The organism is Gilliamella sp. B2785 (assembly GCF_026537005.1).
Classification (GTDB): domain Bacteria; phylum Pseudomonadota; class Gammaproteobacteria; order Enterobacterales; family Orbaceae; genus Gilliamella; species Gilliamella apicola_E.
Map to the genome: position 1 here is coordinate 30,026 of NZ_JAFNNC010000010.1, position 24,178 is coordinate 54,203.

Genomic DNA, 24,178 nt, shown 5'->3' on the forward strand with positions numbered 1-24,178 from the left:
ATTATTCTAATTGGTATTAGGATATTTGACAAACTATTAGTTTTTAACCATTTGAAATCAAAACAACCTAATAGATCATTTGTTAAATACGGCAACGTAGAAAATTATCTTGAAAAGATCAATCTTGCTCCTCGATTTTAATTTCATCATTAAGTTATTGAGCACTGCTTTATTCGCTGGTCTGAAATCATATAGGTTAAAATCGTTCAATCATCAATGTCATTAATTTAAAAAATGAGTCTAAATAAACCTATTTTTTATAAAGGCTAATTTTATTTATTGAATATAAAATATTCGCTTGACAACACACTAATGAACTAGTTTAATAGTACAACATCTTTTTTAAGCAGATATAATAATGATAAATCATCAAAATCCTATAACTCACTATAAAAAAACTACTGTTTTGAGTTGGTGGCGCATCACTTTCTGCGGGTGATGTGATGATGTCCTTTTTTCGCAAGACCCGCTAAATGCGGGTTTTTTAGTTTAAAAAAAAGATAAAAAATAATTTTATATAAAGAGAGTCAACAATGAATAAGCCTACATTAACACAAATAATCAAAACCATTGGTTATTATCAGGATCCGACTCAGGTATTTTATCAACTTTGTGATAATAAACCGGCAACATTGTTGCTTGAATCTGCCGAAATTGATAATAAACAGGGGATTAAAAGCGTAATGATCGTTGATAGCGCTTTAACTATTTCGGCCCTAAACAACGAAGTGACTTTTCAAGCTTTAACCAGCAACGGGCAAAAATTATTACCTTTGTTAGAGCAAGCATTTCCTGATAACGTCACTAAAACAAAAATAGATGAACATAATCTTAAGTTAGTGTTTCCACCTATTGATGGTTTGCAAGATGAAGATTCTCGCTTGAAGTCATTATCGATTTTTGATGCATTAAGAACATTATTAAATATCGTTAATATTCCCGAAAAAGCGAGTTCAGATGCCGTTTTTGTCGGTGGATTATTTGCGTATGATTTAGTGACAAATTTTGAACATTTACCAATATTACCAACTGAACAACGTTGCCAAGATTTTCGTTTTTATTTAGCTGAAACTTTATTGGAAATTAATCACAAAGATCGCGTTTCATTATTAAAAGCAACGGCCTTTACTTCTTGTCCTGATGAAGTTACACGCTTAAATCAACGATTAGATGAATTGCAAAATAAACTCAATCAACCAATGAGCACAATTAAAAGGCAATCGTTGGCTGAAATGGATGTCGCGTGTAATAAGAGTGATGATGATTTCAATACCATTGTTAAGAAAATGCAAGATGCGATTCAACAAGGTGAAATCTTCCAAGCTGTTCCATCTAGACGTTTTTCATTACCTTGTCCTCAACCATTATCTGCATATCAAGTCTTAAAAAATAATAATCCAAGCCCTTATATGTTTTATATGCAAGACGAGGATTTTGTTTTATTTGGTGCCTCACCTGAAAGTGCACTCAAATATAATAAAGCCAATAATCAAGTTGAAATTTATCCAATTGCTGGTACTCGCCCACGTGGTTTAAACACTAATGGCGAGATTGATTACGATTTGGATAGTCGATTAGAGTTGGAAATGCGCACCGATAAAAAAGAGTTAGCTGAACATTTAATGTTGGTCGATTTAGCACGAAATGATTTAGCTCGAATTTGCCAGCCAGGGACGCGATATACCAAAGAGTTATTAAAAGTTGATCGTTATTCTTACGTTATGCATTTAGTTTCAAGAATTGTTGGTCAACTACGTCAAGATCTTGATGCTCTACATGCTTATCAAGCTACCATGAACATGGGAACATTAACTGGAGCGCCAAAAGTTAGGGCAATGCAGTTAATTGCCGAATCGGAAAAAATAAAACGGGGTAGTTATGGTGGGGCAGTTGGGTATTTTACTGCCAATGGTGATCTTGATACTTGTATCGTTATTCGCAGTGCTTATGTGGAAGATGGTGTTGCAACCGTACAAGCTGGATGTGGCGTGGTTTTAGATTCAGAACCACAAGCAGAATCGGATGAATCACGTAACAAAGCACGTGCTGTTGTTCGCGCGATTATGGCAGCACATAATGTAGAAGGTGTATTCTAATGGCTAATATCTTATTTCTTGATAACGTTGATTCGTTTACTTATAACTTAGTCGATCAGTTACGTCACAATCAACATAACGTGACAATTTATCGCAACACAATTCCAGCTGATGTGATCATCGAAAAATTATCACAAATGCAAAATCCTATCCTAATGTTATCACCAGGACCTGGAGCACCGAGTGAAGCAGGTTCAATGCCTGAATTACTTAAACGTTTAAAAGGTAAATTACCGATCATTGGTATCTGTCTTGGACATCAAGCGATTGTTGAATCTTATGGTGGTATGATTGTCCCTGCGGGCGATATTTTACATGGAAAAGCTTCATTAATTGAACATGATGGGCAAGCGATGTTTAAAGACTTACCCAATCCATTACCGGTTGCGCGCTATCACTCATTAAAAGGTGAAAACATACCGAAAACATTAACCGTCAATGCCATGTGTAATAACATCGTTATGGCAGTACGTAATGACCAAGATCGGGTTTGCGGTTTTCAATTTCATCCTGAATCAATTTTAACGATTCAAGGGGTAAAATTATTAGAACAAACCATTGAATGGGCACTGAATCCACCACAAAAACAGCCAGAAGCAAAACAAGAAGCGATTGTTGATAAGCAAGAATACAATATTCAACCGATTTTAAATAAATTGTACTTAGGGCAAGTATTGTCTCAAGAAGAGAGTAAAATACTGTTTAATTTAATTATTCAAGGTAAAATAGAACCAACGGTACTAGCAACTGCTATCATTAGTATGAAAGTTCGGGGTGAAAAACCTGATGAAATTGCCGGAGCAGCTCAGGCCTTACTTGAAAATGCTGATCCATTTGAAGTGCCTGATTATGATTTTACCGACATCGTTGGGACTGGTGGAGATGGAACTAACAGCATCAATATCTCCACAGCCAGTGCTTTTGTTACTGCGGCATTAGGGTATAAAGTTGCTAAGCATGGTAACCGTGGTGTGTCGAGCAAATCAGGATCATCAGATGTTTTATCCGCTTTAGGTATTAAACTAAACATGTCAGCGGAAGCATCTCGAAAAGCGCTTGATGAATTAGGTGTGTGTTTCTTGTTTGCTCAGCAATATCACTCAGGATTTCGCCATGCTGCACCAGTACGTCAGCAACTTAAAACACGAACGATTTTTAATGTTCTTGGGCCGTTGATTAATCCATCACGACCAAAACGTATTTTACTTGGTGTTTATCATCCTGATTTGATAAAACCGATTGCAGAAACATTAAAAATGTTAAACTATACCCATGCTTATGTGGTACATGGCTCAGGGATGGATGAAGTCGCTATTCATGGCGAAACTCAAGTTGCCGAAGTAAAAAATGGCGAAATTCGCTATTTTACTTTGACACCAGAAGATTTTGGTCTACAGCAATATACTTTGAAAGATATTGAAGGTGGAACACCAGAAATGAATCGTGATTTATTGTTAGCGATTTTACAAGGACATGGTAAACCAGCGCATGAAGCAGCTATTGCTGCAAATGTGGCGATGTTAATTAGCCTATTTGGTGAACCAGACTTAAAACAAAATGCTAAGCGTGCAATAGAATTAATGCGTAGCGGTAAAGCTTATGAGCTATTACAAAAGTTAGCAGCAAGATAATGAGTGGAGAATAAGATGGCAATTGCAGCATTAACTGAAAATGTTGAAATGGCAACGGTTTTAAAAAAGATCATTGAAGATAAACAGCTATGGCTTGCCGAGCAACAAATTAAAAATCCACTGGCTAATTTTAAAAATAAAGTTGTACCTAGTGATCGTGATTTTTACCAAGCGTTAAATCAACCGAAAACGGTATTTATTTTAGAATGTAAAAAAGCATCGCCATCCAAGGGATTAATTCGAGATGATTTTGACCCAGCAAGTATAGCCAAAGTTTACAAAGATTATGCTTCGGCAATCTCAGTTTTAACTGACGAAAAATACTTTCAAGGTCGTTTTGAGTTTTTACCAATAGTACGTAATGAAGTCACCCAACCCGTACTTTGCAAAGACTTTATTATCGATGAATATCAAATTTACTTAGCACGTTATTATCAGGCTGATGCCATCTTGTTAATGTTATCGGTAGTCAATGATGATGAATATCGCCACTTAAGCCAAGTTGCTCACCAACTTAATATGGGGGTACTGACGGAAGCGAGTACCGAACAAGAAGTTGAACGAGCTATCAAACTTGGCGCTAAAGTTATTGGTATTAATAACCGTAATTTACGCGATCTGTCGGTTGATCTCAATCGGGTAAAAACTTTATCAAAAACAATCCCTGATGATCGAATCATTATTAGTGAATCAGGTATTTATACGCACAATCAAGTTAAAGATCTTAGCCATTATGCTAACGGTTTTTTAATTGGTAGTGCACTTATGTCTGAGCCAAACTTAACCTTAGCTATCCGTAAAGTAATGCTAGGTGAAAATAAAGTTTGTGGCTTAACCCAACCACAGGATGCAATAACCGTCTACCAAGCTGGTGCGGTTTATGGTGGATTAATTTTTGTGCCTAAATCACCAAGATATATAACACCGACTAAAGCGCGTAGTGTTATCGCATCGGCACCCTTGAATTGGGTAGGTGTTTTTAAAGATAGTGATATAGATGAAGTATGCGAAATAGCTAAACAACTATCACTTTATGCAGTGCAATTGCATGGTCATGAGGATGATAACTATATCAAAACACTTCGCCAAAAATTACCCTCAACCTGTCAGATCTGGAAAGCGTTAAGTATTAGCGATAATATCCCAAATCATGATAACCCACTAGTATCACGTTACATATTTGATAATGGTGCCGGTGGAACAGGTAAAAGTTTTGATTGGTCACTTTTACGTGACAAAGATTTAAGTAATGTCATTTTGGCTGGTGGTATTAATCCGCAAAATGTGAGTGAGGCGCTCACTACCGATGTTATTGGTGTTGACCTTAATTCGGGCGTTGAAGTTTCACCAGGAATTAAAGATAAACAAAAAATCAAATTAGTATTTGAACAAATTTAACTGATTACATTAAAGGAATGGTTATGTCTAAATTAAATCCTTATTTTGGCAAATTTGGTGGTCAATATGTGCCACAAATATTGATGCCTGTGCTTGAACAACTTGAGGATGCTTTTATATCGGCGATACACGATCCAAGTTTTCAAAAAGAATTTAACGATCTTTTGGTTAACTACGCTGGTCGTCCGACAGCATTAACACTGTGTAAAAATCTTACCGCAGGGACCAAAACAAAACTATATCTAAAACGTGAAGATTTAGTTCACGGTGGTGCGCATAAAACTAATCAAGTATTAGGCCAAGCATTACTCGCTAAAAGAATGGGTAAAACTGAAATTATTGCCGAAACTGGCGCAGGTCAGCATGGCGTTGCTTCAGCATTGGCGTGTGCATTATTGGGTTTAAAATGCCGAATATATATGGGGGCTAAAGATGTTAAACGCCAAGCTCCGAACGTATTTAGAATGCGACTCATGGGGGCAACAGTTATTCCGGTTGAAACCGGCTCTGCAACCTTAAAAGATGCTTGTAATGAAGCATTGCGAGATTGGTCTGGTAGTTACGAAACCGCTCACTATATGTTAGGTACCGCTGCTGGACCGCACCCATTCCCAACCATAGTGCGTGAATTCCAACAAATAATTAGCCGTGAAGCGAAACAACAAATTTTGGAAAAAGAGGGTCGATTACCTGATGCTGTCATCGCTTGTGTTGGTGGCGGTTCAAACGCAATTGGGATGTTTGCTAATTTTATTGATGATAAGTCAGTAAAATTAATTGGGGTTGAACCAGGAGGCCATGGCATCGAAAGTGGCGAACATGGTGCATCACTTAAACATGGTAAACTCGGTATTTACTTCGGTATGAAAGCCCCAATGATGCAAACCGAAGAAGGCCAAATTGAAGAGTCTTATTCGATTTCTGCCGGCCTTGATTTTCCAGCTGTTGGACCGCAACACGCTTATTTAGATAGTATTGGTCGGGCAGATTATGTCTCTATCACTGATGATGAAGCGCTTGAAGCGTTTCAGGCCTTATCACGCAATGAAGGAATTATTCCGGCTTTAGAGTCATCTCATGCCTTAGCCTATGCACTTAAGATGATTAAAGAAAATCCAAACAAAGAGCAACTATTAATTGTCAATTTATCAGGTCGTGGCGATAAAGATATTTTTACGGTTTACGATGTATTAAAAGCAAAAGGAGAAATAGAATGAGCCGTTATCAAAAACTGTTTGACCGCTTAACAGTCGAAAAACGAGGTGCATTTGTTCCTTTTGTTCCAGTTGGTGACCCTAATCCACAGCTTTCCTATCAAATTATTCAAACAATGATTGATGCAGGGGCTGATGCGTTAGAACTAGGCATTCCTTTTTCTGACCCAATGGCAGATGGTCCAACTATACAAAATGCTAATATTCGTGCTTTTAATGGTGGCATAACCGTTGCAAAATGCTTCGAAATCTTAACCAAAATCCGCGAAAACAATCCTGATATTCCAGTTGGATTATTAATCTATGCCAATTTAGTATTTAAAAATGGTATTGATAACTTCTATGCGAAGTGTGCTAAAGCAGGGGTGGATTCAGTATTAATTGCTGATTTACCTGTAGAGTATGCCGAAGAGTTTACGGGTGCTGCTGAAAAACATGGCATCGCACCAATATTTATCTGTCCACCTAATGCGGACGATGAAGTGATTGAAAATATTGCTAAACGAGGCAAAGGTTATACTTACTTAGTATCACGAGCAGGAGTAACCGGTACAGAAAACCGTGCTAATAAACCACTCACACATTTACTTGAAAAACTAACTGAATTTAAAGCACCACCAGCAATTCAAGGTTTTGGTATTTCAGAACCCGCTCAAGTTAGTGAAGCAATTAAATCGGGTGCAGCGGGAGCTATTGCTGGATCGGCAACGGTTAAAATCATTGAAAACAATCTTAATAATCCAGACAAAATGCTGAGTGAATTATCAACTTTTGTTAAAACCATGAAAGCAGCAACGCAAAAGTAACATTAACCAATGATTAATCCGCTGAATATTAGGCGGATTAATTCACTTGAAAAACGAATAATTATACATATATAAAACCCAACTATAGATTAATCATAATTGTTCACCATTTAAAAATCATAGCCCCTTAGTTTCAATAACTTTAGGCTTTTTGTGAATTCTGATATGATTTTGGGTTGCAATTTTTACAAAATACAGTATAATCTTCAGCCATCTATCGCGGGGTGGAGCAGCTTGGTAGCTCGTCGGGCTCATAACCCGAAGGTCGTTGGTTCAAATCCAGCCCCCGCAACCACTTAAATTTTCATTCATATTAATCTATCCTATTTTTATTGTCTGAAAGTTCGAATCAAGTGGCTTCATTATATTATGTTTTATATGTAGCCTCGCTTGTCGGGGTTTTTTTATATGATTTAAACGTTAGTTTAAAAGGAATGTTGGGCTTTATGCCCTTTTTTATTTTCTGCAGTGGAGGTTTGTTTGGCTAATTTAGAACAGCAATTGACCGAAATCATCCAAGAGCCTGTTAATGCACTTGGCTTTGAGCTAGTTGGGGTTGAATACATTCGTGGTCGTTACCCAGTTTTGCGCGTATATATTGATAGTGAAAATGGTATTACCGTTGATGATTGTGCTGATGTTAGTCGACAAATTAGTGCGGTACTTGATGTAGAAGACCCTATTAAAGATGCTTACAATCTCGAGGTATCCTCACCAGGTATGGATCGACCTTTGTTTACGCTTGAACATTACCAACGTTTTATTGGTGAAGAAGTCACAATAAGTTTGCGTATTCCTGTTGCCAATCGCCGCAAGTGGAAAGGAAAGATTAAATCCATTGATAATGAAATGATTACATTAATCGTGGATGAAAATGATGAAGTGTTTGCTTTTAGTAATATACAAAAGGCGAATATTGTACCTAATTTTAACCTTAAATAGAGTACGGGTGTAAAGGATGAATAAAGAAATTTTAGCTGTTGTTGAAGCGGTATCTAATGAAAAGGCACTTACACGTGACAAAATTTTCGAAGCGCTAGAAACCGCGTTAGCAACGGCCACTAAAAAGAAACATACTGTTGATATAGATGTTGTCGTAAAAATTGACCACAAAACGGGTGATTATGATACGTTCCGCCGTTGGTTAGTGGTTAATGAAGTGACTCAACCTACTAAAGAAATCACATTGGAAGCAGCTCAATTTGAAGATCCTAATGTAAAAGTAGGTGACTATGTTGAAGAACAAATTGAATCAGTCGCATTCGACCGCATTACAACACAAACAGCTAAACAAGTCATCGTTCAAAAAGTACGCGAAGCTGAGCGTGCTATGGTTATTGACATGTTTAGAAACCGAATTGGTGATATCGTAACGGGTATTGTTAAAAAGACCAACCGTGATAGTGTTATCCTTGATTTAGGTAATAACGCTGATGCAATGATGTCTCGCCATGATATGTTACCACGTGAAAACTTCAGAATTGGTGACCGTGTTCGAGGTATTTTATATCTTGTAGAACAAGATAATAAACCAGCACAACTCTGTGTTAGTCGTTCAAATCCTGAAATGATGGAAGAACTATTCCGTATAGAAGTACCTGAAATCGGCGAAGAGATGATCGACATCAAAGGTGTTGCTCGTGATCCAGGTTCTCGCGCTAAAATTGCTGTTAGCAGTAATGACCGCCGTATTGACCCTGTTGGTGCATGTGTTGGTATGCGAGGTGCTCGCGTTCAAGCTGTTTCGAATGAATTTGGTGGTGAACGTATTGATATTGTTTTATGGGATGATAACCCAGCTCAATATGTTATTAATGCTATGGCACCAGCCGATGTAGTATCTATCGTAGTTGATGAAGACAAACACACTATGGATGTTGCCGTTAATGCCGATACCTTACCGCAAGCTATCGGCCGTAATGGACAAAATATCCGTTTAGCATCACAACTTACTGGTTGGACGTTAAACGTCATGAGTACTGAAGATCTTCAAGAAAAACACCAAGCAGAATCTTTCGCAGCAATCAATAACCTAATGAAACATTTAGATATTGAAGAAGATCTTGCACAACTTTTAGTTGAAGAAGGATTTACTTCACTTGAAGAGCTTGCTTATGTACCAGTAGATGAGTTACTTGAAATTGAAGAACTTGATGAAGAACTGGTTGATGCATTAAGAAATCGAGCAAAAGATGCCTTAACGACTATCGCACTTGCTCACAGTGGTGATAAACGACCTGCACAAGATCTATTAGATCTACCAGGTATGACACAAGAATTAGCCTATCAATTAGCACAACAAGATATTGTGACTCTAGAAGATTTAGCTGAACAAGGTACAGATGATCTTACAGACATTGAAGGTTTAACAAGCAAACAAGCTGGCGATTTTATTATGGCTGCCCGTAATATTTGTTGGTTTGCAAATGAATAATTGAGGGAAAGTTATACATGACCAAAGTATCAATCGAAACACTGGCTCAAGAAATAAATACACCAGTGCAAACACTTTTGCAACAGTTTGCTGATGCCGGAATGAAAAAGACTGCATCAGATACTGTTACTCAAAAGGAAAAAGAAGCTTTGCTTGCGCATTTAAAACCTCAGCAAGGCCCAACAAAATTAACTTTACAACGTAAAACACATTCAACACTAAATGTGTCAAGCGGTGGTGGCAAAAGTAAAGAAATCAAAGTTGAAGTTCGTAAAAAACGCACTATCGTGAAACAAGATCCTGCTGAATTAGAGAAAGCGCGTCTTGAAGCGGAACAAAAAGCGAAACAAGAAGCTGAATTGAAAGCACGTAAAGAGGCTGAAGAAAAAGCTAAACAAGAGGCTCAAGAGCAGAAGAAACGCGAAGAAGCCGAAGCTAAAAAACGCAATCAAGAAGAAAAAGCGAAAGTTGCTCAAGAACAAGCAGCTGATCCAAAAGTGAAAAAAGCGCAAGAAGAAAAAGCTCGCTTAGAAGCCGAAGCAAACGAAATCAAGCGTAAAGCGGAAGAAGAAAACCGTCGTAAACTTGAAGAAGAAGCCAAACGCATGGCGGAAGAAGCGCGCAAACTTGCTGAACAATATAGCGATAGTGATGAAACAGATAACAGTGATGATGATGACTATCATGTCACTACATCTAAATATGCTCGTGCAGCTGAAGATGATACCGACCGTGAAGTTGAAGGTGGTCGTGGTCGTGGACGCGGTAGCAAACAGACTAAACAGAAAAAATCGAGCAAATTATCAGAAGGTAAAGCAGAACGTGAAGAAGCGCGTGCCGTAACGCGTAGTAGCCACAAGAAGAAAGGCAAAAGTACTTTACAACAAAGCTTTACTAAACCGGTTCAAGCGATTAACCGCGATGTGGTTATTGGTGAAACCATCACTGTTGCCGAACTTGCTAACAAAATGGCAGTAAAAGGTTCAGAAGTGATCAAAACCATGATGAAAATGGGTGCAATGGCAACCATCAATCAGGTTATTGACCAAGAAACCGCTCAACTTGTTGCTGAAGAAATGGGACACAAAGTGGTACTTCGTCGTGAAAACGAACTTGAAGAATCACTAATGAGCGACCGTGATACTGGTGCAGAAAAAGTTTCTCGCGCACCTGTTGTGACTATCATGGGCCATGTTGACCATGGTAAAACATCACTACTTGACTATATTCGTAAAGCAAAAGTTGCTTCAGGCGAAGCTGGTGGTATTACTCAGCACATCGGTGCTTACCATGTTAAAACCTCAAGCGGAGAAATCACATTCTTAGATACTCCAGGCCATGCTGCATTTACATCAATGCGTGCTCGTGGTGCTAAAGCAACCGACATCGTGGTATTAGTTGTTGCCGCTGATGATGGTGTGATGCCACAAACTATTGAGGCGATTCAACATGCGAAAGCGGCAAATGTACCAATTGTTGTTGCAGTAAACAAAATTGATAAGCCAGAAGCCGATCCGGAACGTGTCAAAGGTGAACTTGCTCAATATGGCGTGATGTCAGAAGATTGGGGCGGTGATACTCAGTTCGTTCATGTTTCAGCAAAAGCTGGTACGGGAATTGACCAACTACTTGAAGCGATTTTATTACAAGCAGAAGTACTTGAACTTACTGCTTATGAATCAGGTATGGCTAGCGGTGTCGTTATCGAATCATTCCTTGATAAAGGTCGTGGTTCTGTTGCTACAGTACTTGTTCAATCAGGTACCTTACGTAAAGGTGATATCGTATTATGTGGATTTGAATATGGTCGTATTCGTGCAATGCGCAACGAATTAGGTAAAGAAGTTACCGAAGCGGGCCCATCAATTCCGGTTGAGATTTTAGGTCTTTCAGGTGTACCGTCAGCAGGTGATGAAGCAACAGTTGTACGTGATGAAAAGAAAGCTCGTGAAGTTGCCTTATATCGTCAAGGTAAATTCCGTGATGTTAAACTTGCACGTCAACAAAAAGCGAAACTTGAAAACATGTTTACTAACATGACTGAAGGTGACGTATCTGAACTTAATATCGTCCTTAAAGCTGACGTACAAGGTTCGGTTGAAGCAATTTCTGATTCATTACTTAAACTATCAACAGATGAAGTTAAAGTTAAAATCATTGGTTCAGGCGTAGGTGGTATTACCGAAACTGATGCATCACTTGCAGCAGCATCTAATGCTATTATCCTTGGTTTTAATGTTCGTGCCGATGCTTCAGCGCGTAAAGTTGTTGAAGCTGAAAACTTAGATTTACGTTACTATTCAGTTATTTATGACTTAATTGATGAAGTTAAACAAGCCATGAGCGGTATGCTTGCTCCAGAATACAAGCAAGAGATTATTGGTCTTGCTGAAGTGCGTGATGTATTTAAATCACCTAAATTTGGTGCAATCGCTGGTTGTATGGTAACTGAAGGCGTAGTTAAACGTCATAACCCAATTCGTGTATTACGTGATAACGTGGTTATCTATGAAGGCGAACTTGAATCATTACGACGCTTCAAAGATGACGTTAACGAAGTTCGTAACGGCATGGAGTGTGGTATTGGTGTTCGTAACTACAATGATGTTCGCGTTGGCGATACTATCGAAGTCTTTGAAACTGTCGAAATCCAGCGTACTATTTAGTTAATACGCTAAATAAGCAAGGTTTTTATAAACCTTGCTTATTCACATTTTAAGGAAAATAGATATGGCAAAAGCATTTAATCGATCGTCTCGGGTCGGACACGAATTACAAAAAGAGATTGCGATTATTTTACAGCGTGAAATCAAAGATCCACGTTTAGGCATGGTAACGGTTTCGGGTGTAGATATTTCACGTGATCTCTCTTATGCAAAAGTGTTTGTAACGTTTTTAAACGATGATGATCCACAAGTTATCGAGCAAGGATTGACTGTCTTAAATGATGCTAAAGGGTATATTCGAACACTCATTGGTAAAGCAATGCGTTTACGAATTATTCCTGAAATTAAATTCTTTTATGATGAATCACTTGTTAAAGGTATGCAGATGTCTACTCTAGTATCTGATGTTATTAAACAAGATAACGAACGTCATAAAGATTAATAAAAAAATTGCTCAATATTGTAAAAAATATTGAGGAGTGTGATCCGTTTCAAATAAAATATCGATGATGAATATAAAAAAAACTCGCCGTGATGTTCACGGCGTTTTGTTATTAGACAAACCACAAGGCATGACATCAAATGATGCCTTACAAAAAGTGAAAAGATTATTCAACGCAAAAAAAGCAGGGCATACTGGCGCGCTAGATCCATTAGCCACTGGGATGTTACCTATCTGTTTTGGTGAAGCGACGAAATTTTCACAATACTTATTAGATTCTGACAAACGCTATCGCGTGATCGCCAAATTGGGTGAACGTACCGATACGTCTGATGCGGATGGTCAAATAATTTCTACTAGATCGGTTAATATCACTCAATCACAAATCGACGAAGCATTAACTCATTTTCGCGGTGATATTTTACAAGTTCCAACCATGTTTTCGGCTTTAAAATATCAAGGCAAACCACTTTATGAATATGCTCGCCAAGGTATTGTTATAGAGCGAGAAGCTAGACCCATTACAATTTATGACAACCAGTTTATCCAATACGATTCAACTAAGCACGAATTAACCTTAGAAATCCATTGTTCAAAAGGGACTTATATTCGTACCATTATTGATGATTTAGGTGAATTACTTGGCTGTGGTGCACATGTAATTTATTTAAGACGTCTACAAGTATCAAATTATCCTATCGATAATATGATCACCCTAGATGAATTGCAAAATGAACCAATGCTTATGCCAGTCGATAGCCCACTACAAGATCGCCCTAAAGTGGTATTAAGTGAAAGCCAAGGTAAAGACATTTTATTAGGTAGAACCGTAATTGTTGAAAACAGTGTAAGTGTTGAAACATTAGTCAGAATTTATCAAGGCCAACAATTTATTGGTGCAGGAACTCAAATCTTTAATAAATTGTCACCTAAAAGATTAATTTCAACATCCTAATTAAATCGTTAATCCATTTAAAATATTAGCAATTAGTAAAAAACATTTCGGTATCAATAGTATGGCATTGTGATAATGATGTCATATTATGTTCAAGAAGATCACATAACAATTGTGCTGATTTACATCCCATTTTGTATAAAGGCTTATTGACTCTACTCAATTGATCTAATTCATTATATTGAAGATCATTGGTATGGCTAATATAAGTAATCGCCAGCGGATGTAGTAATTGTGATTGGCTCTTTTTGACTTGGTGTAATGCGCCAAAAAGTGAACGATAATTCGATAAATAATTTTGCGTATGATAACAATCATAACAAGAGAGACTACTCAAATCCTCAAAAATAACGGCTGTCGGCGGCTTATTGCTTTGAAGTAGTGTCTTAATGGCATCTCGCCCATGTTCATACGTAAGGCAACCTTGAATGACGTAATCACTATCGATCGGCATATTGATTCGTTGAAAAGCCTGTTGATAGCCTTGCAAGAAAAATGAGGAGTTAGTATTTTTATCGCTATTAATAAAAATTGCGATCTTATTATGCCCCTGCTCAATTAAATGCTGAGTGGTTTGATATCCAATTGTCAGATGATCGAAATGAACACAGGTAAAATTCTTCTTAAAATGATTAACAAATACAATGGGTGGTAATGAATTTTTATAACTATATAGCTGGGTAAGGTAGGGAGCTTGATTTATAATGATAATGCCAATAAAACAATTTTGCTTAATATATTGAATTAAATAATAGAGATCATTTTTAACCTTATAAGGAAATTGTAAATAAAACAGTTGAAACCCAGCTTCATGTAAAACTTGCTCAATACCAAAATTGATTAAGCTTTTAGAGATAAGCTGATTATCAACAACTAAAATTTTATTGCTTTCATGAACGGGTTGATAATCTTTTAAATTTTTTGATAGATCAACATTTAAAGCCTTCATCGCCTGATAAACCAGAAATTGAGTTTGTGGAGATGTTAGGTTGGGTGTTCTTAATACTCTTGATACAGATGCGATTGAAACCTTTGCCTCTTTCGCTATCATCGATAATGAGATCTTCGCCATAATTATAAATTTAGTTAAATATAAAATTACTTTAACGAGGATTATTAAAATTGTAATCAACAAAAATTCAATTTTTCGAGCAAGATTCCAAAATTTAGAAAATATCTTTTTTCCAAAATCTTTAACAATAAAGTGGTATAATTGCCATTAAATACTTTAATTCGGGTTTATCATATGTCTGCATGGAATATCGCCATTGTTGGTGCGACAGGACAAGTAGGTTCTGCGCTAATTGAGTTATTAAATGACTCAAAAACTATTGAAATTGAAAATCTTTATTTAGTCGGTAGCGATAATAGCGCTGGCGAAGTAGTTCGTTTTGCCGGTAAAAATTTAACCGTCATTGATAGCGAGCAAATGGATTGGAGCCAATGCCATTTTGCCTTTTTTGTTGCAGGTACTAAAACTAGCGAAAAATATGCTCAAGCAGCTGCTCAAGCAGGTTGTATCGTTATTGATGCGAGCGGATTTTTTGCTGATCAAGACCATATTCCATTAATTGTACCTAAAGTAAATAACAGCGTATTAACCGAATATCGCAATGAAAATATCATTGCTGTTGCAAGCCCAACCGTATCTCAATTATTACGTTGCGTTGCATCACTAACCGATATTCAATTACTGACTAATCTCCATTTAACCAGCTTTATTCCTTCATCATTATATGGCAAGCCAGGTGTGGATGAACTGGCAGGACAAAGCGCTAGATTACTCAATGGAATGCCAGTTGATAACGAGCTATTTGACAATCAACTTGCCTTTAACTTATTACCGCTTTCGCATGAGTCTGATCACCAAAGTTTAGGTGAACACACTCAAATTAACCAAATTCGTAAAGTGATAAGTAATTATGATTTACCTATTTCAATTGAATCCGTTATTGTGCCGGTATTTTATGGACTAGCTCAAGCGGTGAATGTTTCCAGTAGCTTACCCATTGAATTAGACATGGCTCGTTTTAGTGAATTTGGCGTTGAAGTAAAAAGTGAAGATTTACCAACCCCAGTAACCGAAGTCAATACCGAAGGTGAAAAGAACTTAACCATTAAACTCGCTAATTTACGACACAGCTATGGAAATTATGAACAAATTCAATTTTGGTCAGTAGCAGATAATATCCGTTACTTAGGTGGACTAATGTTAATCGAGACACTTGAGATCCTGATTAATGACTACCTCTAAAATTGCATTAGGTATCGAATATGATGGTAGTGGCTATTTTGGTTGGCAACGACAACAGCACGTTGACTCTATTCAAGAAAGATTAGAATCGGCTTTGTCTGTCATAGCTAACGAGCCAATAGCCGTATTTTGTGCAGGACGAACCGACGCTGGTGTACATGCCACAGGGCAAGTAATTCATTTTGAAACCAACGCTCAGCGCGGTGAGGCAGCATGGACAATGGGCGTAAACTCTCATCTTCCTGACAATATCGCTGTACGGTGGTCAAAAAGTGTGGATGACAGTTTTCATGCTAGATTTAGCGCAACGGCTCGACGTTACCGATATGTGATTTATAATCATCGTTATCGTCCAGCAATTTTGGCCAAAGGCGTAACGCATTATTATCTGCCATTAAATGAAGAACTGATGCACCAAGCGGGACAATATTTATTAGGTGAAAATGATTTTTCATCATTTAGAGCTGCACAGTGTCAATCGCGAACGCCCTGGCGTAATATTCATCATATTCAAGTTACAAGACAGGGTGAATATGTTATTGTCGATATCAAAGCAAATGCCTTTGTACATCATATGGTACGCAATATTGTCGGAAGTTTGTTAGAGGTTGGTGCAGGTAATCAACCACCACAGTGGATTGATGAGCTATTAAAAGCGAAAGATCGTACTCAAGCTGCAGCAACCGCGAAACCTGAAGGTTTATATTTGGTTCAGGTAGATTATTCATTAGAATATCAAATTCCTGATTGCGCTTTAGGGCCATTATTTATAAAGTAAGCAAATTAGCTATAGATTAAATTAAATAAAAAGATGAATGCAATGAATACTGATGATTCAAATAAAGAACTCAAAAATCAAGACGCAAAAAAATCAAAAGTACAAAATATAAAATTACCACCTCACTCAATTGAGGCAGAACAAGCTGTGCTTGGTAGCCTAATGCTGGATAATCAGCGTTGGGATGTTGTTGCTGAAATGATTACCGACCGTGATTTTTATTCTCGTCATCACCAACTCATATTTTCAGAAATGCATACCTTAGTCAGTCGTGGTACCCCGATTGACTTAATCACTTTGTCTGAAAGCTTAGAAAGTAAAGACTTACTTGTTGATGTGGGTGGGTTTGCTTATTTAGCTGAGTTATCGAAAAACACACCAAGCGCCATTAACGTAGTGGCTTATACCGACATTATTCGCCAGCAAGCGATATTGCGGGAACTGATTAGTGCTTCAAATGAAATTGCTGATAACTGTTACTCAACTGAAGGCCGAGACAGTACCGAAATTTTAGACTTAGCTGAAAGCAAAATCTTCCAAATTGCCGAAAGCCGTACTAAGCAGGGTGAAGGACCGAAAAATATTACCGATGTGCTAGAAGCTACCGTCGCAAAAATTGAAGAGTTATTCCAGCGTCCACATGATGGAGTGACAGGGGTCTCAACCGGCTTCCTTGATTTAGATAAAAAAACCGCAGGATTACAGCGTTCAGACTTAATTATTATTGCCGCTCGTCCATCAATGGGTAAAACCACATTTGCGATGAACCTTTGTGAAAACGCCGCTATGATGCAAGATAAGCCGGTACTAATCTTTAGTTTAGAAATGCCATCAGAACAGATTATGATGCGTATGCTGGCCTCGTTATCACGTGTTGATCAGACTCGTATTCGTACAGGCCAACTACAAGATGATGATTGGGCAAGAATATCGAGCACCATGGGATTACTGCTGGAAAAGAAAAACATCTACATTGATGACTCATCAGGATTAACCCCTATGGAGCTACGCTCACGAGCAAGACGAATTTACCGTGAACATAAAGGATTAAGTATGATCATGGTCGATTACTTACAGCTGATGCGAGTACCAAACATATCAGAAAACCGAACGCTTGAAATCGCCGAGATCTCACGCTCATTAAAAGCATTAGCCAAAGAGTTGCAAATTCCGGTTGTTGCTCTTTCACAGCTAAACCGAAGCTTAGAACAACGCGCCGATAAACGACCAGTTAACTCCGACTTACGTGAATCAGGATCTATCGAACAAGATGCCGATGTAATTATGTTCATCTATCGTGACGAAGTATATAACGAAGCATCAGAACATAAAGGTATTGCAGAAATCATCTTAGGTAAACAGCGAAATGGTCCAATTGGTAAAGTACGCTTAACTTTCCAAGGTCAATTCTCAAGGTTTGATAATTACGCTGATGCGGGTAAATATTTGGATGACGAATAATTGAAGTATCGTAAATGTGAAAAACAATACTTCAATTAACGCCTTATTTTTTTATTAGCGTAGAACCGATAAAACTGGGCAAGAGTAAAAATCACTGCTTGTAAAATCACAATACAAGCACTGGTTGACGCATCTATATGAAAACTGATTAAAGTACCCGTTACTGTCGAAAATACCGATACAATTACTGCAATCACTAACATCTTTTCAAAACGTTTAGTCAATAAAAATGCGGTTATGCCCGGCGCAATTAACATCGCAATCACCAAAATAACACCTGCAGCTTTAAGTGATCCAACAATAGTCAATGCTAAAATACTTAATAAACCGTAATGTAATAATTTAACTGGCAAACCAACTACTCTTGCTTGTACGGGATCAAAACAATACAGCATTAAATCACGGCGTTTAATGATAACTAAAATCGAAACAATGCTTGCAATCGTAATAATTTGGATGAGTTCTTGATAGCTTGTTCCCAACACACTACCAAATAAAATATGATTCAAATGTTGCGACGTTTCCACTTTAGAAAACAGCACTAAACCAAAAGCAAACATTCCCGAAAAAACGATGCCCATTACAGTATCTTCCTTTATTCGACTGTTATCTTTAATGTAACCAGTAGCAACCGAACAAAATAACCCCGACGCAAATGCACCAATTATTAAAGGGATCCCAGCTAAATAAGCAAGTACAATACCGGGTAATACCGCGTGAGAAATAGCATCGCCCATCAACGACCAGCCTTTTAACACTAAAAAGCATGACAGTAGGGCGCAAACAATACCAGTAGCTAGCGCAGCTAGAATGGCACGTTGAACAAAAGGAATTGTAAGAGGATGATAGATAAGTTCCCATATCATACTGAACCTCCTTGTCTTGCTTGGCTGATTCGGCGTGAAATCAACCCTTGTCTTGGTGCAAATAAAAATGCTGCCAAAAAGACTAAAGTTTGTAATGTCACAATCACACCACCTGTTTCACCATTAAGGAAATAACTGATCCAAGCGCCAATTGCACTCGTCAGCGCACCGATGATAACTGAAATAATTAACAACCGTGAAAATCTATCGGTAAGTAAGTAAGCCGTCGCGCCAGGGGTTACTACCATCGCTATGACCAAGATTGCACCGACCGTTTGCAGTGCAGCAACAGTACAGGCACTTAAAATAGTAAAAAAAAGAATCTTTAACTGTAATGGTTTTAAGCCAATTGAACGAGCATGAGTTTCATCAAAAAAGACCACTAACAGATCCTTCCAAAAAAACAGTAGCAAAATCAGTGAAACTAAAATAATAATTTGTACTTGCCACATATCACTATCATCAATTCCCAAAATATTACCAAAAATAATAGTTTGCACATTAACAGAAGTTGGATTTAGTGAAATGATTAAAAGACCAATAGCAAAAAAGGTCGAAAAGATAAAACCAATAATGGCATCTTCTTTTAAACGAGTGAAAGCACGTACAATTGTTATTGATAAAGCTGCTAACAAACCGGTAAAAAAAGCGCCCACTGAATAAGGTAAGCCAAGCGCATAAGCACCTGCCACACCGGGCACTACTGAGTGCGAAAGAGCATCGCCCATTAAAGACCAGCCTTTTAACATCAAAAACGCCGACAAAAATGCGCAAGCTGCACCAACAATACTACTTACCCAAATGGCTTTTAACATAAAGCCATAAGTAAAAGGTTCAAGAAGCAGTTCCATTTAGTGTTGCCCTTTAGTTTCAATAACAGTTGGTTCGACTAGAAAATCTTTGTGAGCAGAGTCATCATTGCCTTCACCATAAAATATAGCTGCCCGCTCATCATCAGTTAAAATAGACATTTTACGAGGATCTTCATCTTGGTGTAATTGCTCACCAGACAAGCTTAAATAACGTAGTGCGCCACCAAATGTCATCATCAAATTTTGTGGGGTAAATGTTGTTTTAGTTTCACCAAAAGCCAACACGGTTTGATTAATCAACACTACCTGATCACAAAACTCTGGCACACTACCTAAATTGTGGGTAGAAACTAAAATCAAATGGCCTTCATCACGAAGATCTTTAAGCAGATCGATAATGGCATTTTCGGTTTTCACATCAACGCCCGTAAATGGCTCGTCTAACAATAACACCTTACCTTGTTGAGCCAAAGCTCTAGCTAAAAAGACACGTTTTTTTTGACCGCCAGAAAGTTGACCAATCTGGCGATGCTTAAAATCTAACATATTGACTCGTTCTAGTGCCAGATCGACTTGTCTTTTATCTTCCTTACTTGGTATTCGTAAAAAAGACATATGACCATAACGCCCCATCATCACCACATCCGATACCAAAACCGGAAAATCCCAATCGACTTCTTCAGTTTGAGGAACATAGGCAATAATATTTTGCTTTAATGCTTGTTTTACCGAAATATCATTAAACGTCACTTGTCCTTTAGTGGGTTTTATCATCCCCATAATGCTTTTAAATAGTGTCGATTTCCCACTACCATTAACGCCGACAAGTGCACAGATAGTGCCACCATTCAAACGAAAACTCGCATCATGAATTGCTGTATGGCCATTATTATAGGTCACGGTAATATCATCAACATTTAAGCAAATTTGAGTCATTATTTTTCGAATCCTTTAGCGATTGTTTCAACCGTCACTTTTAATAAATCGATATAAGTAGGAACAGGGCCATCTTTAGTAGAAAGTGAATCAACATACAACACACCACCATAAGTAGCGCCAGTTTCTTTACTTACCTGCTTAGCAGGTTTATCAGAAATCGTACTCTCACTAAATAAAACAGGTATATTATTAGCACGCACTAAATCAATAAGATGCTTAACTTGTTTAGGTGTACCTTGTTGCTCGGCATTAATCGGCCAGAGATACGCCTCTTTAAGATTATAATCACGTGCTAAATAACTAAAAGCGCCTTCACTGGTCACTAACCAACGCTGTGATTCAGGGATCTTAGCTAAACGCTCACGAAGTGGGGCATCAAGCGCCTTAATTTTTGCCACATATTCTGCGGCATTCTTATTATATATTTCGGCGTTTTTCGGATCATATTTAACCAAAGCCGCACGAATATTTTCAACATAAGTTAAAGCAAGTGTTGGTGACATCCAAGCATGAGGATTTGGATTACCTTTATAGCTACCTTCTTGAATCGGCATTGGCTCAATGCCTTCTGTTACGACAACTGAAGGCACATCTTTAATATCTTCAAAAAAGCGCTCAAACCAAAGTTCTAAGTTTAAACCATTCCACAACACCAAATCGGCAGACAGTGCTTTATTAATATCTTGTGGTGTAGGATCGTATTCATGAATTTCGGCGCCAACTTTAGTGATTGACTCCACAACTGCGGCATCACCAGCCACGTTTTGGGCAATATCTTGTATAACAGTAAATGTGGTAACAACTTTAAATTTTTTCTCATCAGCTGATGATGAATTGGTCAGACCCGTCAAAACCAGTAGCGATGCTAAAATCGCATTTAATAATGTCTTACGGCTTTTAAAAAAATTGAATTTCATTGATTAATCCTTATTGTATACTATCTGTTCGAACTCAATCAAGTACAGAAAATAAGCTGTAGATAAACGATCAGAAATGTACGAAATCCTTTTCTAGATCACTCCCTATTACTTTAAAAATGCAAAAATGATATTTTAAATGTTAATGAGAATTATTATCATTAATAAAATAAAAGTCAAATTTTTTATTACTCAATATTAAACAAAAATACAAAAAAAGCGTAGCCAGCTACATCTATTAGAACGATAGATAATGTAGTGTTAAACTGGAGATGATATCGCACTCCATCAAAAAAGTAGAATGACAACTTATAAATAACGAGGCTAAATATGAAACTACGTAAAGTAATGATTATTGGTGTAGGAAATGTCGGTTCAACCACCGCTTATACATTAGTCAATCGTGGATTTTGTGAAGAGATCGCACTAGTCGACCTTAATAAAGACTTAGCCTACGGTCATGCACAAGATCTACTCGATGCCGCCGCTTATCGCCAAAACATGATAAAAGTCAGTTTACGTGAATCGACGGACTGTGCTGATATCGATATAGCCATTATTACTGTCACCTCAGGGCTGGCACAAAAAAGCAGGGCAGAAGAGCTGTCAGGCACATCTAAAATCATGGCTAATCTTATTCCCAACATGATGAAAAGCGGATTCAAAGGCATATTCCTAATTGCCACAAACCCGTGTGATGCAATTACTTATCAAGTCTGGAAACTATCTGGTTTACCTCGTCATCGCGTCATTGGTACAGGTGTTTGGCTCGATACAGTTCGCCTGAGACGATTACTCGGCGAACAAATGGATATCGGACCACAAAGTATTGATGCTTTTATTGTGGGAGAACATGGTGACTCACAATTTCCGGTATGGTCACACTCTTCAATTTATGGCATAAATCTTAATCAACTTGAAAAAAATAAAATTAATTTTGCGGACATTGGTACTAAAGCTAAAAATAAAGGCTTTGAAATCGTCAAATACAAACACTGCACCGAATACGGCATTGCCAGCACGATAGCTGAAATTTGCCAACACATCTTCACCAACAGCCATCGAGCATTAGCATTAAGTTGTATTTTAGATGGTGAATATGGGTACAAAGATGTCGCTATAGGGGTACCGGCAATTTTAGATCAGCATGGTATTAAAAAAGTGATACAACTTGATTTTAACGATCAGGAAAAACAGCTATTTGATACAAGTATTAATATTGTGAAAGGTTATATTCAACATATTAATTAATCTTATTAAAGTTAAAACTTATGTCATACTTTTATCAGCCAATAGCGATAAGCATTTTATCTGATTCTATTTAAAGCCGATTAATAAATCGGCTTCTTGTACAATTTGATTTTTGATGATTGGGTAAATTAACGTCATAAAAATGGTGTATAGTCATTGTTGCAATTAATATGCAATCTTTTCTTACCACATTGAACACACTCAAAGAGATAACCAGTCAATGCGCCATCTTTGGATAATGACGTTCTTACTCCTCAATAATACGAATTGTTTCATGCAATTTTTTTAATTCAGCAGAACTAAGAAAATAACTTCTAGCATTATTAATATATTCAGCGATTTGTTTATATGTTTGCAAATTATCGGATATAGGATAACAGTCAATATAATCACTAAATGCCACGATATCATCAATATCGGCAAACTCTTGCTCGGTAAGTTTATTCAAATATTGCTGTAAATTTACAGTTTGACAGTCTACAGGAGGTTTTTTTAACCAAAACTGATTGTCACGAAACTGATAAGTTAAATCAATCGTTGTTTTATCTTCGTCATCATAAACAGAGTCTAGTTTAATATGAAATAGCTGATCTTTAATCATGGATGAAAAGTAAAATATGTGATCTTCATGTCTATCTTTTCCTGCTACCATTAATTCATCTAGATATTTTCCATTTTTGTCAAAAGCATTAATTAATTTGTTATCTTCGTTGAAACCTTCGCCTAGACTATCAAAAGCAAAAGTATAATCATAAAGTATAAATTTGATATCACCCATTTCAAAGCGACCAATAGCTTTTAGATTTTTTAGCGTATAATATTTGTCGACTTCAACAATTGGTTCATCATAATAGCTATAATCATTATCATCGAAATGAAAAAATTTGCTATCAACATATATTCCATTGGCGGTACTATTGCTATCAATAGGCATGGATAAAACAGGTAAACTTTGATAGAAGTCATCGAAGGAATCAAAATGCTTTCTATGATTAAATGAGTGATCATCCGCAAACACTACATAAGTGTTAAACAGAGTAAAAAATATCGCTAAACATAAAGTAGAAACTATTTTTTTCATTTTCCTATAAAATCCTTTTTATTACTAAATATTTACAATTTTTGCAGTCAGTATATTTCATGAAATAAGTTTTTCTTTCTGCAATGTTACATCTTCATAACTATTTAATCATGTAGATAAATTATGGCATTACTATTAACCAAAAATCCAGATTTATCTGATTGTTGAGACTAAAGC

General features: G+C 37.2%; 20 protein-coding genes and 1 tRNA gene. 15 read left to right on the forward strand and 6 right to left on the reverse strand.

The features are described 5' to 3' along the window. Positions 1 to 533 precede the first annotated feature (533 nt). The 11 genes from J3U24_RS10810 (at position 534) to truB (ending at position 13,642) form a co-directional block, all read left to right on the forward strand. A complete protein-coding gene (locus J3U24_RS10810; RefSeq protein WP_267337731.1) occupies positions 534 to 2,096 on the forward strand; it encodes an anthranilate synthase component 1 in 1,563 nt (520 codons plus the stop codon). Continuing rightward, the gene (gene trpD, locus J3U24_RS10815) at positions 2,096 to 3,727 is read left to right on the forward strand and encodes a bifunctional anthranilate synthase glutamate amidotransferase component TrpG/anthranilate phosphoribosyltransferase TrpD (protein ID WP_065563373.1); all 1,632 of its coding nucleotides are present in this window, start codon (positions 2,096 to 2,098) and stop codon (positions 3,725 to 3,727) included. Before J3U24_RS10810 ends, trpD begins: the two co-directional genes overlap by 1 nt. Positions 3,728 to 3,742: 15 nt before the next feature. Further along, on the forward strand, positions 3,743 to 5,125 hold the full coding sequence (gene trpCF / locus J3U24_RS10820; RefSeq protein ID WP_065563374.1) for a bifunctional indole-3-glycerol-phosphate synthase TrpC/phosphoribosylanthranilate isomerase TrpF: 1,383 nt from the start codon (positions 3,743 to 3,745) through the stop codon (positions 5,123 to 5,125). A gap of 23 nt (positions 5,126 to 5,148) precedes the next feature. After that, positions 5,149 to 6,342 carry a tryptophan synthase subunit beta gene (gene trpB, locus J3U24_RS10825; RefSeq protein WP_065563375.1) on the forward strand — a complete coding sequence of 398 codons (1,194 nt, stop codon included), beginning with the start codon at positions 5,149 to 5,151 and terminating at the stop codon, positions 6,340 to 6,342. Then, positions 6,339 to 7,145: a tryptophan synthase subunit alpha gene (gene trpA, locus J3U24_RS10830; RefSeq protein WP_267337732.1), complete on the forward strand. Its 807-nt coding sequence runs from the start codon at positions 6,339 to 6,341 to the stop codon at positions 7,143 to 7,145. Before trpB ends, trpA begins: the two co-directional genes overlap by 4 nt. A gap of 218 nt (positions 7,146 to 7,363) precedes the next feature. Next, positions 7,364 to 7,440, forward strand: a tRNA-Met gene (locus tag J3U24_RS10835). 185 nt (positions 7,441 to 7,625) lie between these two features. Then, positions 7,626 to 8,087, forward strand: coding sequence for a ribosome maturation factor RimP (gene rimP, locus J3U24_RS10840; protein WP_065563377.1), 462 nt, complete (start codon positions 7,626 to 7,628; stop codon positions 8,085 to 8,087). A 16-nt stretch (positions 8,088 to 8,103) separates the two neighbouring features. Continuing rightward, complete coding sequence (gene nusA / locus J3U24_RS10845) at positions 8,104 to 9,579, forward strand: transcription termination factor NusA (RefSeq protein ID WP_065563378.1); 1,476 nt, start codon at positions 8,104 to 8,106, stop codon at positions 9,577 to 9,579. Between the two features lie 17 nt (positions 9,580 to 9,596). Next, positions 9,597 to 12,245, forward strand: coding sequence for a translation initiation factor IF-2 (gene infB, locus J3U24_RS10850; RefSeq protein WP_065563379.1), 2,649 nt, complete (start codon positions 9,597 to 9,599; stop codon positions 12,243 to 12,245). A gap of 64 nt (positions 12,246 to 12,309) precedes the next feature. Beyond that, on the forward strand, positions 12,310 to 12,687 hold the full coding sequence (gene rbfA, locus J3U24_RS10855; RefSeq protein WP_065733757.1) for a 30S ribosome-binding factor RbfA: 378 nt from the start codon (positions 12,310 to 12,312) through the stop codon (positions 12,685 to 12,687). Between the two features lie 64 nt (positions 12,688 to 12,751). Next, positions 12,752 to 13,642: a tRNA pseudouridine(55) synthase TruB gene (gene truB, locus J3U24_RS10860; RefSeq protein ID WP_267337733.1), complete on the forward strand. Its 891-nt coding sequence runs from the start codon at positions 12,752 to 12,754 to the stop codon at positions 13,640 to 13,642. Between the two features lie 25 nt (positions 13,643 to 13,667). On the opposite strand, the gene J3U24_RS10865 is transcribed toward truB, so the two are convergent. Beyond that, positions 13,668 to 14,714 (reverse strand): LacI family DNA-binding transcriptional regulator, encoded by a 1,047-nt coding sequence (locus J3U24_RS10865; protein ID WP_081299551.1) that lies wholly within the window; start codon positions 14,712 to 14,714, stop codon positions 13,668 to 13,670. A gap of 174 nt (positions 14,715 to 14,888) precedes the next feature. Here J3U24_RS10865 and J3U24_RS10870 point away from each other — a divergent pair, with 174 nt between their 5' ends. From J3U24_RS10870 to dnaB, 3 genes are read left to right on the forward strand one after another with little or no spacing between them, the layout of a single operon-like run. Next, positions 14,889 to 15,896 (forward strand): aspartate-semialdehyde dehydrogenase, encoded by a 1,008-nt coding sequence (locus J3U24_RS10870; RefSeq protein WP_267337734.1) that lies wholly within the window; start codon positions 14,889 to 14,891, stop codon positions 15,894 to 15,896. Further along, the gene (gene truA, locus J3U24_RS10875) at positions 15,883 to 16,674 is read left to right on the forward strand and encodes a tRNA pseudouridine(38-40) synthase TruA (RefSeq protein ID WP_267337735.1); all 792 of its coding nucleotides are present in this window, start codon (positions 15,883 to 15,885) and stop codon (positions 16,672 to 16,674) included. Before J3U24_RS10870 ends, truA begins: the two co-directional genes overlap by 14 nt. A 33-nt stretch (positions 16,675 to 16,707) precedes the next feature. Next, positions 16,708 to 18,135: a replicative DNA helicase gene (gene dnaB, locus J3U24_RS10880; protein ID WP_267362479.1), complete on the forward strand. Its 1,428-nt coding sequence runs from the start codon at positions 16,708 to 16,710 to the stop codon at positions 18,133 to 18,135. A 35-nt stretch (positions 18,136 to 18,170) separates the two neighbouring features. On the opposite strand, the gene J3U24_RS10885 is transcribed toward dnaB, so the two are convergent. Genes J3U24_RS10885 through J3U24_RS10900 form a run of 4 tightly spaced genes read right to left on the reverse strand, consistent with a single transcriptional unit; the run spans position 18,171 to position 21,669 of the window. Continuing rightward, entirely contained in the window at positions 18,171 to 19,001 is an 831-nt protein-coding gene (locus tag J3U24_RS10885) for a metal ABC transporter permease (RefSeq protein ID WP_324123775.1), read from the reverse strand. Further along, the gene (locus J3U24_RS10890) at positions 18,998 to 19,852 is read right to left on the reverse strand and encodes a metal ABC transporter permease (protein ID WP_220225774.1); all 855 of its coding nucleotides are present in this window, start codon (positions 19,850 to 19,852) and stop codon (positions 18,998 to 19,000) included. The genes J3U24_RS10885 and J3U24_RS10890 overlap by 4 nt, the downstream gene beginning before the upstream one ends. Continuing rightward, on the reverse strand, positions 19,853 to 20,749 hold the full coding sequence (locus J3U24_RS10895; protein ID WP_081303320.1) for a manganese/iron ABC transporter ATP-binding protein: 897 nt from the start codon (positions 20,747 to 20,749) through the stop codon (positions 19,853 to 19,855). Then, complete coding sequence (locus tag J3U24_RS10900; RefSeq protein WP_065563387.1) at positions 20,749 to 21,669, reverse strand: metal ABC transporter substrate-binding protein; 921 nt, start codon at positions 21,667 to 21,669, stop codon at positions 20,749 to 20,751. The genes J3U24_RS10895 and J3U24_RS10900 overlap by 1 nt, the downstream gene beginning before the upstream one ends. Before the next feature lie 330 nt (positions 21,670 to 21,999). Here J3U24_RS10900 and J3U24_RS10905 point away from each other — a divergent pair, with 330 nt between their 5' ends. After that, entirely contained in the window at positions 22,000 to 22,920 is a 921-nt protein-coding gene (locus J3U24_RS10905) for an L-lactate dehydrogenase (RefSeq protein WP_220225776.1), read from the forward strand. A 247-nt stretch (positions 22,921 to 23,167) separates the two neighbouring features. Here J3U24_RS10905 and J3U24_RS10910 read toward each other — a convergent pair whose 3' ends face one another. Then, a complete protein-coding gene (locus tag J3U24_RS10910; RefSeq protein WP_267337736.1) occupies positions 23,168 to 24,001 on the reverse strand; it encodes a hypothetical protein in 834 nt (277 codons plus the stop codon). Positions 24,002 to 24,178: the final 177 nt, after the last annotated feature.

Excerpts from the sequence above, each read along its gene's own strand:
- J3U24_RS10865 (WP_081299551.1), bottom strand. The coding sequence starts at position 14,714 with ATGGCGAAGATCTCATTATCGATGATAGCGAAAGAGGCAAAGGTTTCA.
- trpA (WP_267337732.1), top strand. The coding sequence starts at position 6,339 with ATGAGCCGTTATCAAAAACTGTTTGACCGCTTAACAGTCGAAAAACGA.
- trpD (WP_065563373.1), top strand. The coding sequence starts at position 2,096 with ATGGCTAATATCTTATTTCTTGATAACGTTGATTCGTTTACTTATAAC.
- rbfA (WP_065733757.1), top strand. The coding sequence starts at position 12,310 with ATGGCAAAAGCATTTAATCGATCGTCTCGGGTCGGACACGAATTACAA.
- infB (WP_065563379.1), top strand. The coding sequence starts at position 9,597 with ATGACCAAAGTATCAATCGAAACACTGGCTCAAGAAATAAATACACCA.
- J3U24_RS10810 (WP_267337731.1), top strand. The coding sequence starts at position 534 with ATGAATAAGCCTACATTAACACAAATAATCAAAACCATTGGTTATTAT.
- J3U24_RS10890 (WP_220225774.1), bottom strand. The coding sequence starts at position 19,852 with ATGGAACTGCTTCTTGAACCTTTTACTTATGGCTTTATGTTAAAAGCC.
- J3U24_RS10895 (WP_081303320.1), bottom strand. The coding sequence starts at position 20,749 with ATGACTCAAATTTGCTTAAATGTTGATGATATTACCGTGACCTATAAT.
- J3U24_RS10905 (WP_220225776.1), top strand. The coding sequence starts at position 22,000 with ATGAAACTACGTAAAGTAATGATTATTGGTGTAGGAAATGTCGGTTCA.
- J3U24_RS10885 (WP_324123775.1), bottom strand. The coding sequence starts at position 19,001 with ATGATATGGGAACTTATCTATCATCCTCTTACAATTCCTTTTGTTCAA.
- nusA (WP_065563378.1), top strand. The coding sequence starts at position 8,104 with ATGAATAAAGAAATTTTAGCTGTTGTTGAAGCGGTATCTAATGAAAAG.
- truA (WP_267337735.1), top strand. The coding sequence starts at position 15,883 with ATGACTACCTCTAAAATTGCATTAGGTATCGAATATGATGGTAGTGGC.
- J3U24_RS10900 (WP_065563387.1), bottom strand. The coding sequence starts at position 21,669 with ATGAAATTCAATTTTTTTAAAAGCCGTAAGACATTATTAAATGCGATT.
- J3U24_RS10910 (WP_267337736.1), bottom strand. The coding sequence starts at position 24,001 with ATGAAAAAAATAGTTTCTACTTTATGTTTAGCGATATTTTTTACTCTG.
- dnaB (WP_267362479.1), top strand. The coding sequence starts at position 16,708 with ATGAATGCAATGAATACTGATGATTCAAATAAAGAACTCAAAAATCAA.
- J3U24_RS10870 (WP_267337734.1), top strand. The coding sequence starts at position 14,889 with ATGTCTGCATGGAATATCGCCATTGTTGGTGCGACAGGACAAGTAGGT.
- truB (WP_267337733.1), top strand. The coding sequence starts at position 12,752 with ATGATGAATATAAAAAAAACTCGCCGTGATGTTCACGGCGTTTTGTTA.
- trpB (WP_065563375.1), top strand. The coding sequence starts at position 5,149 with ATGTCTAAATTAAATCCTTATTTTGGCAAATTTGGTGGTCAATATGTG.
- trpCF (WP_065563374.1), top strand. The coding sequence starts at position 3,743 with ATGGCAATTGCAGCATTAACTGAAAATGTTGAAATGGCAACGGTTTTA.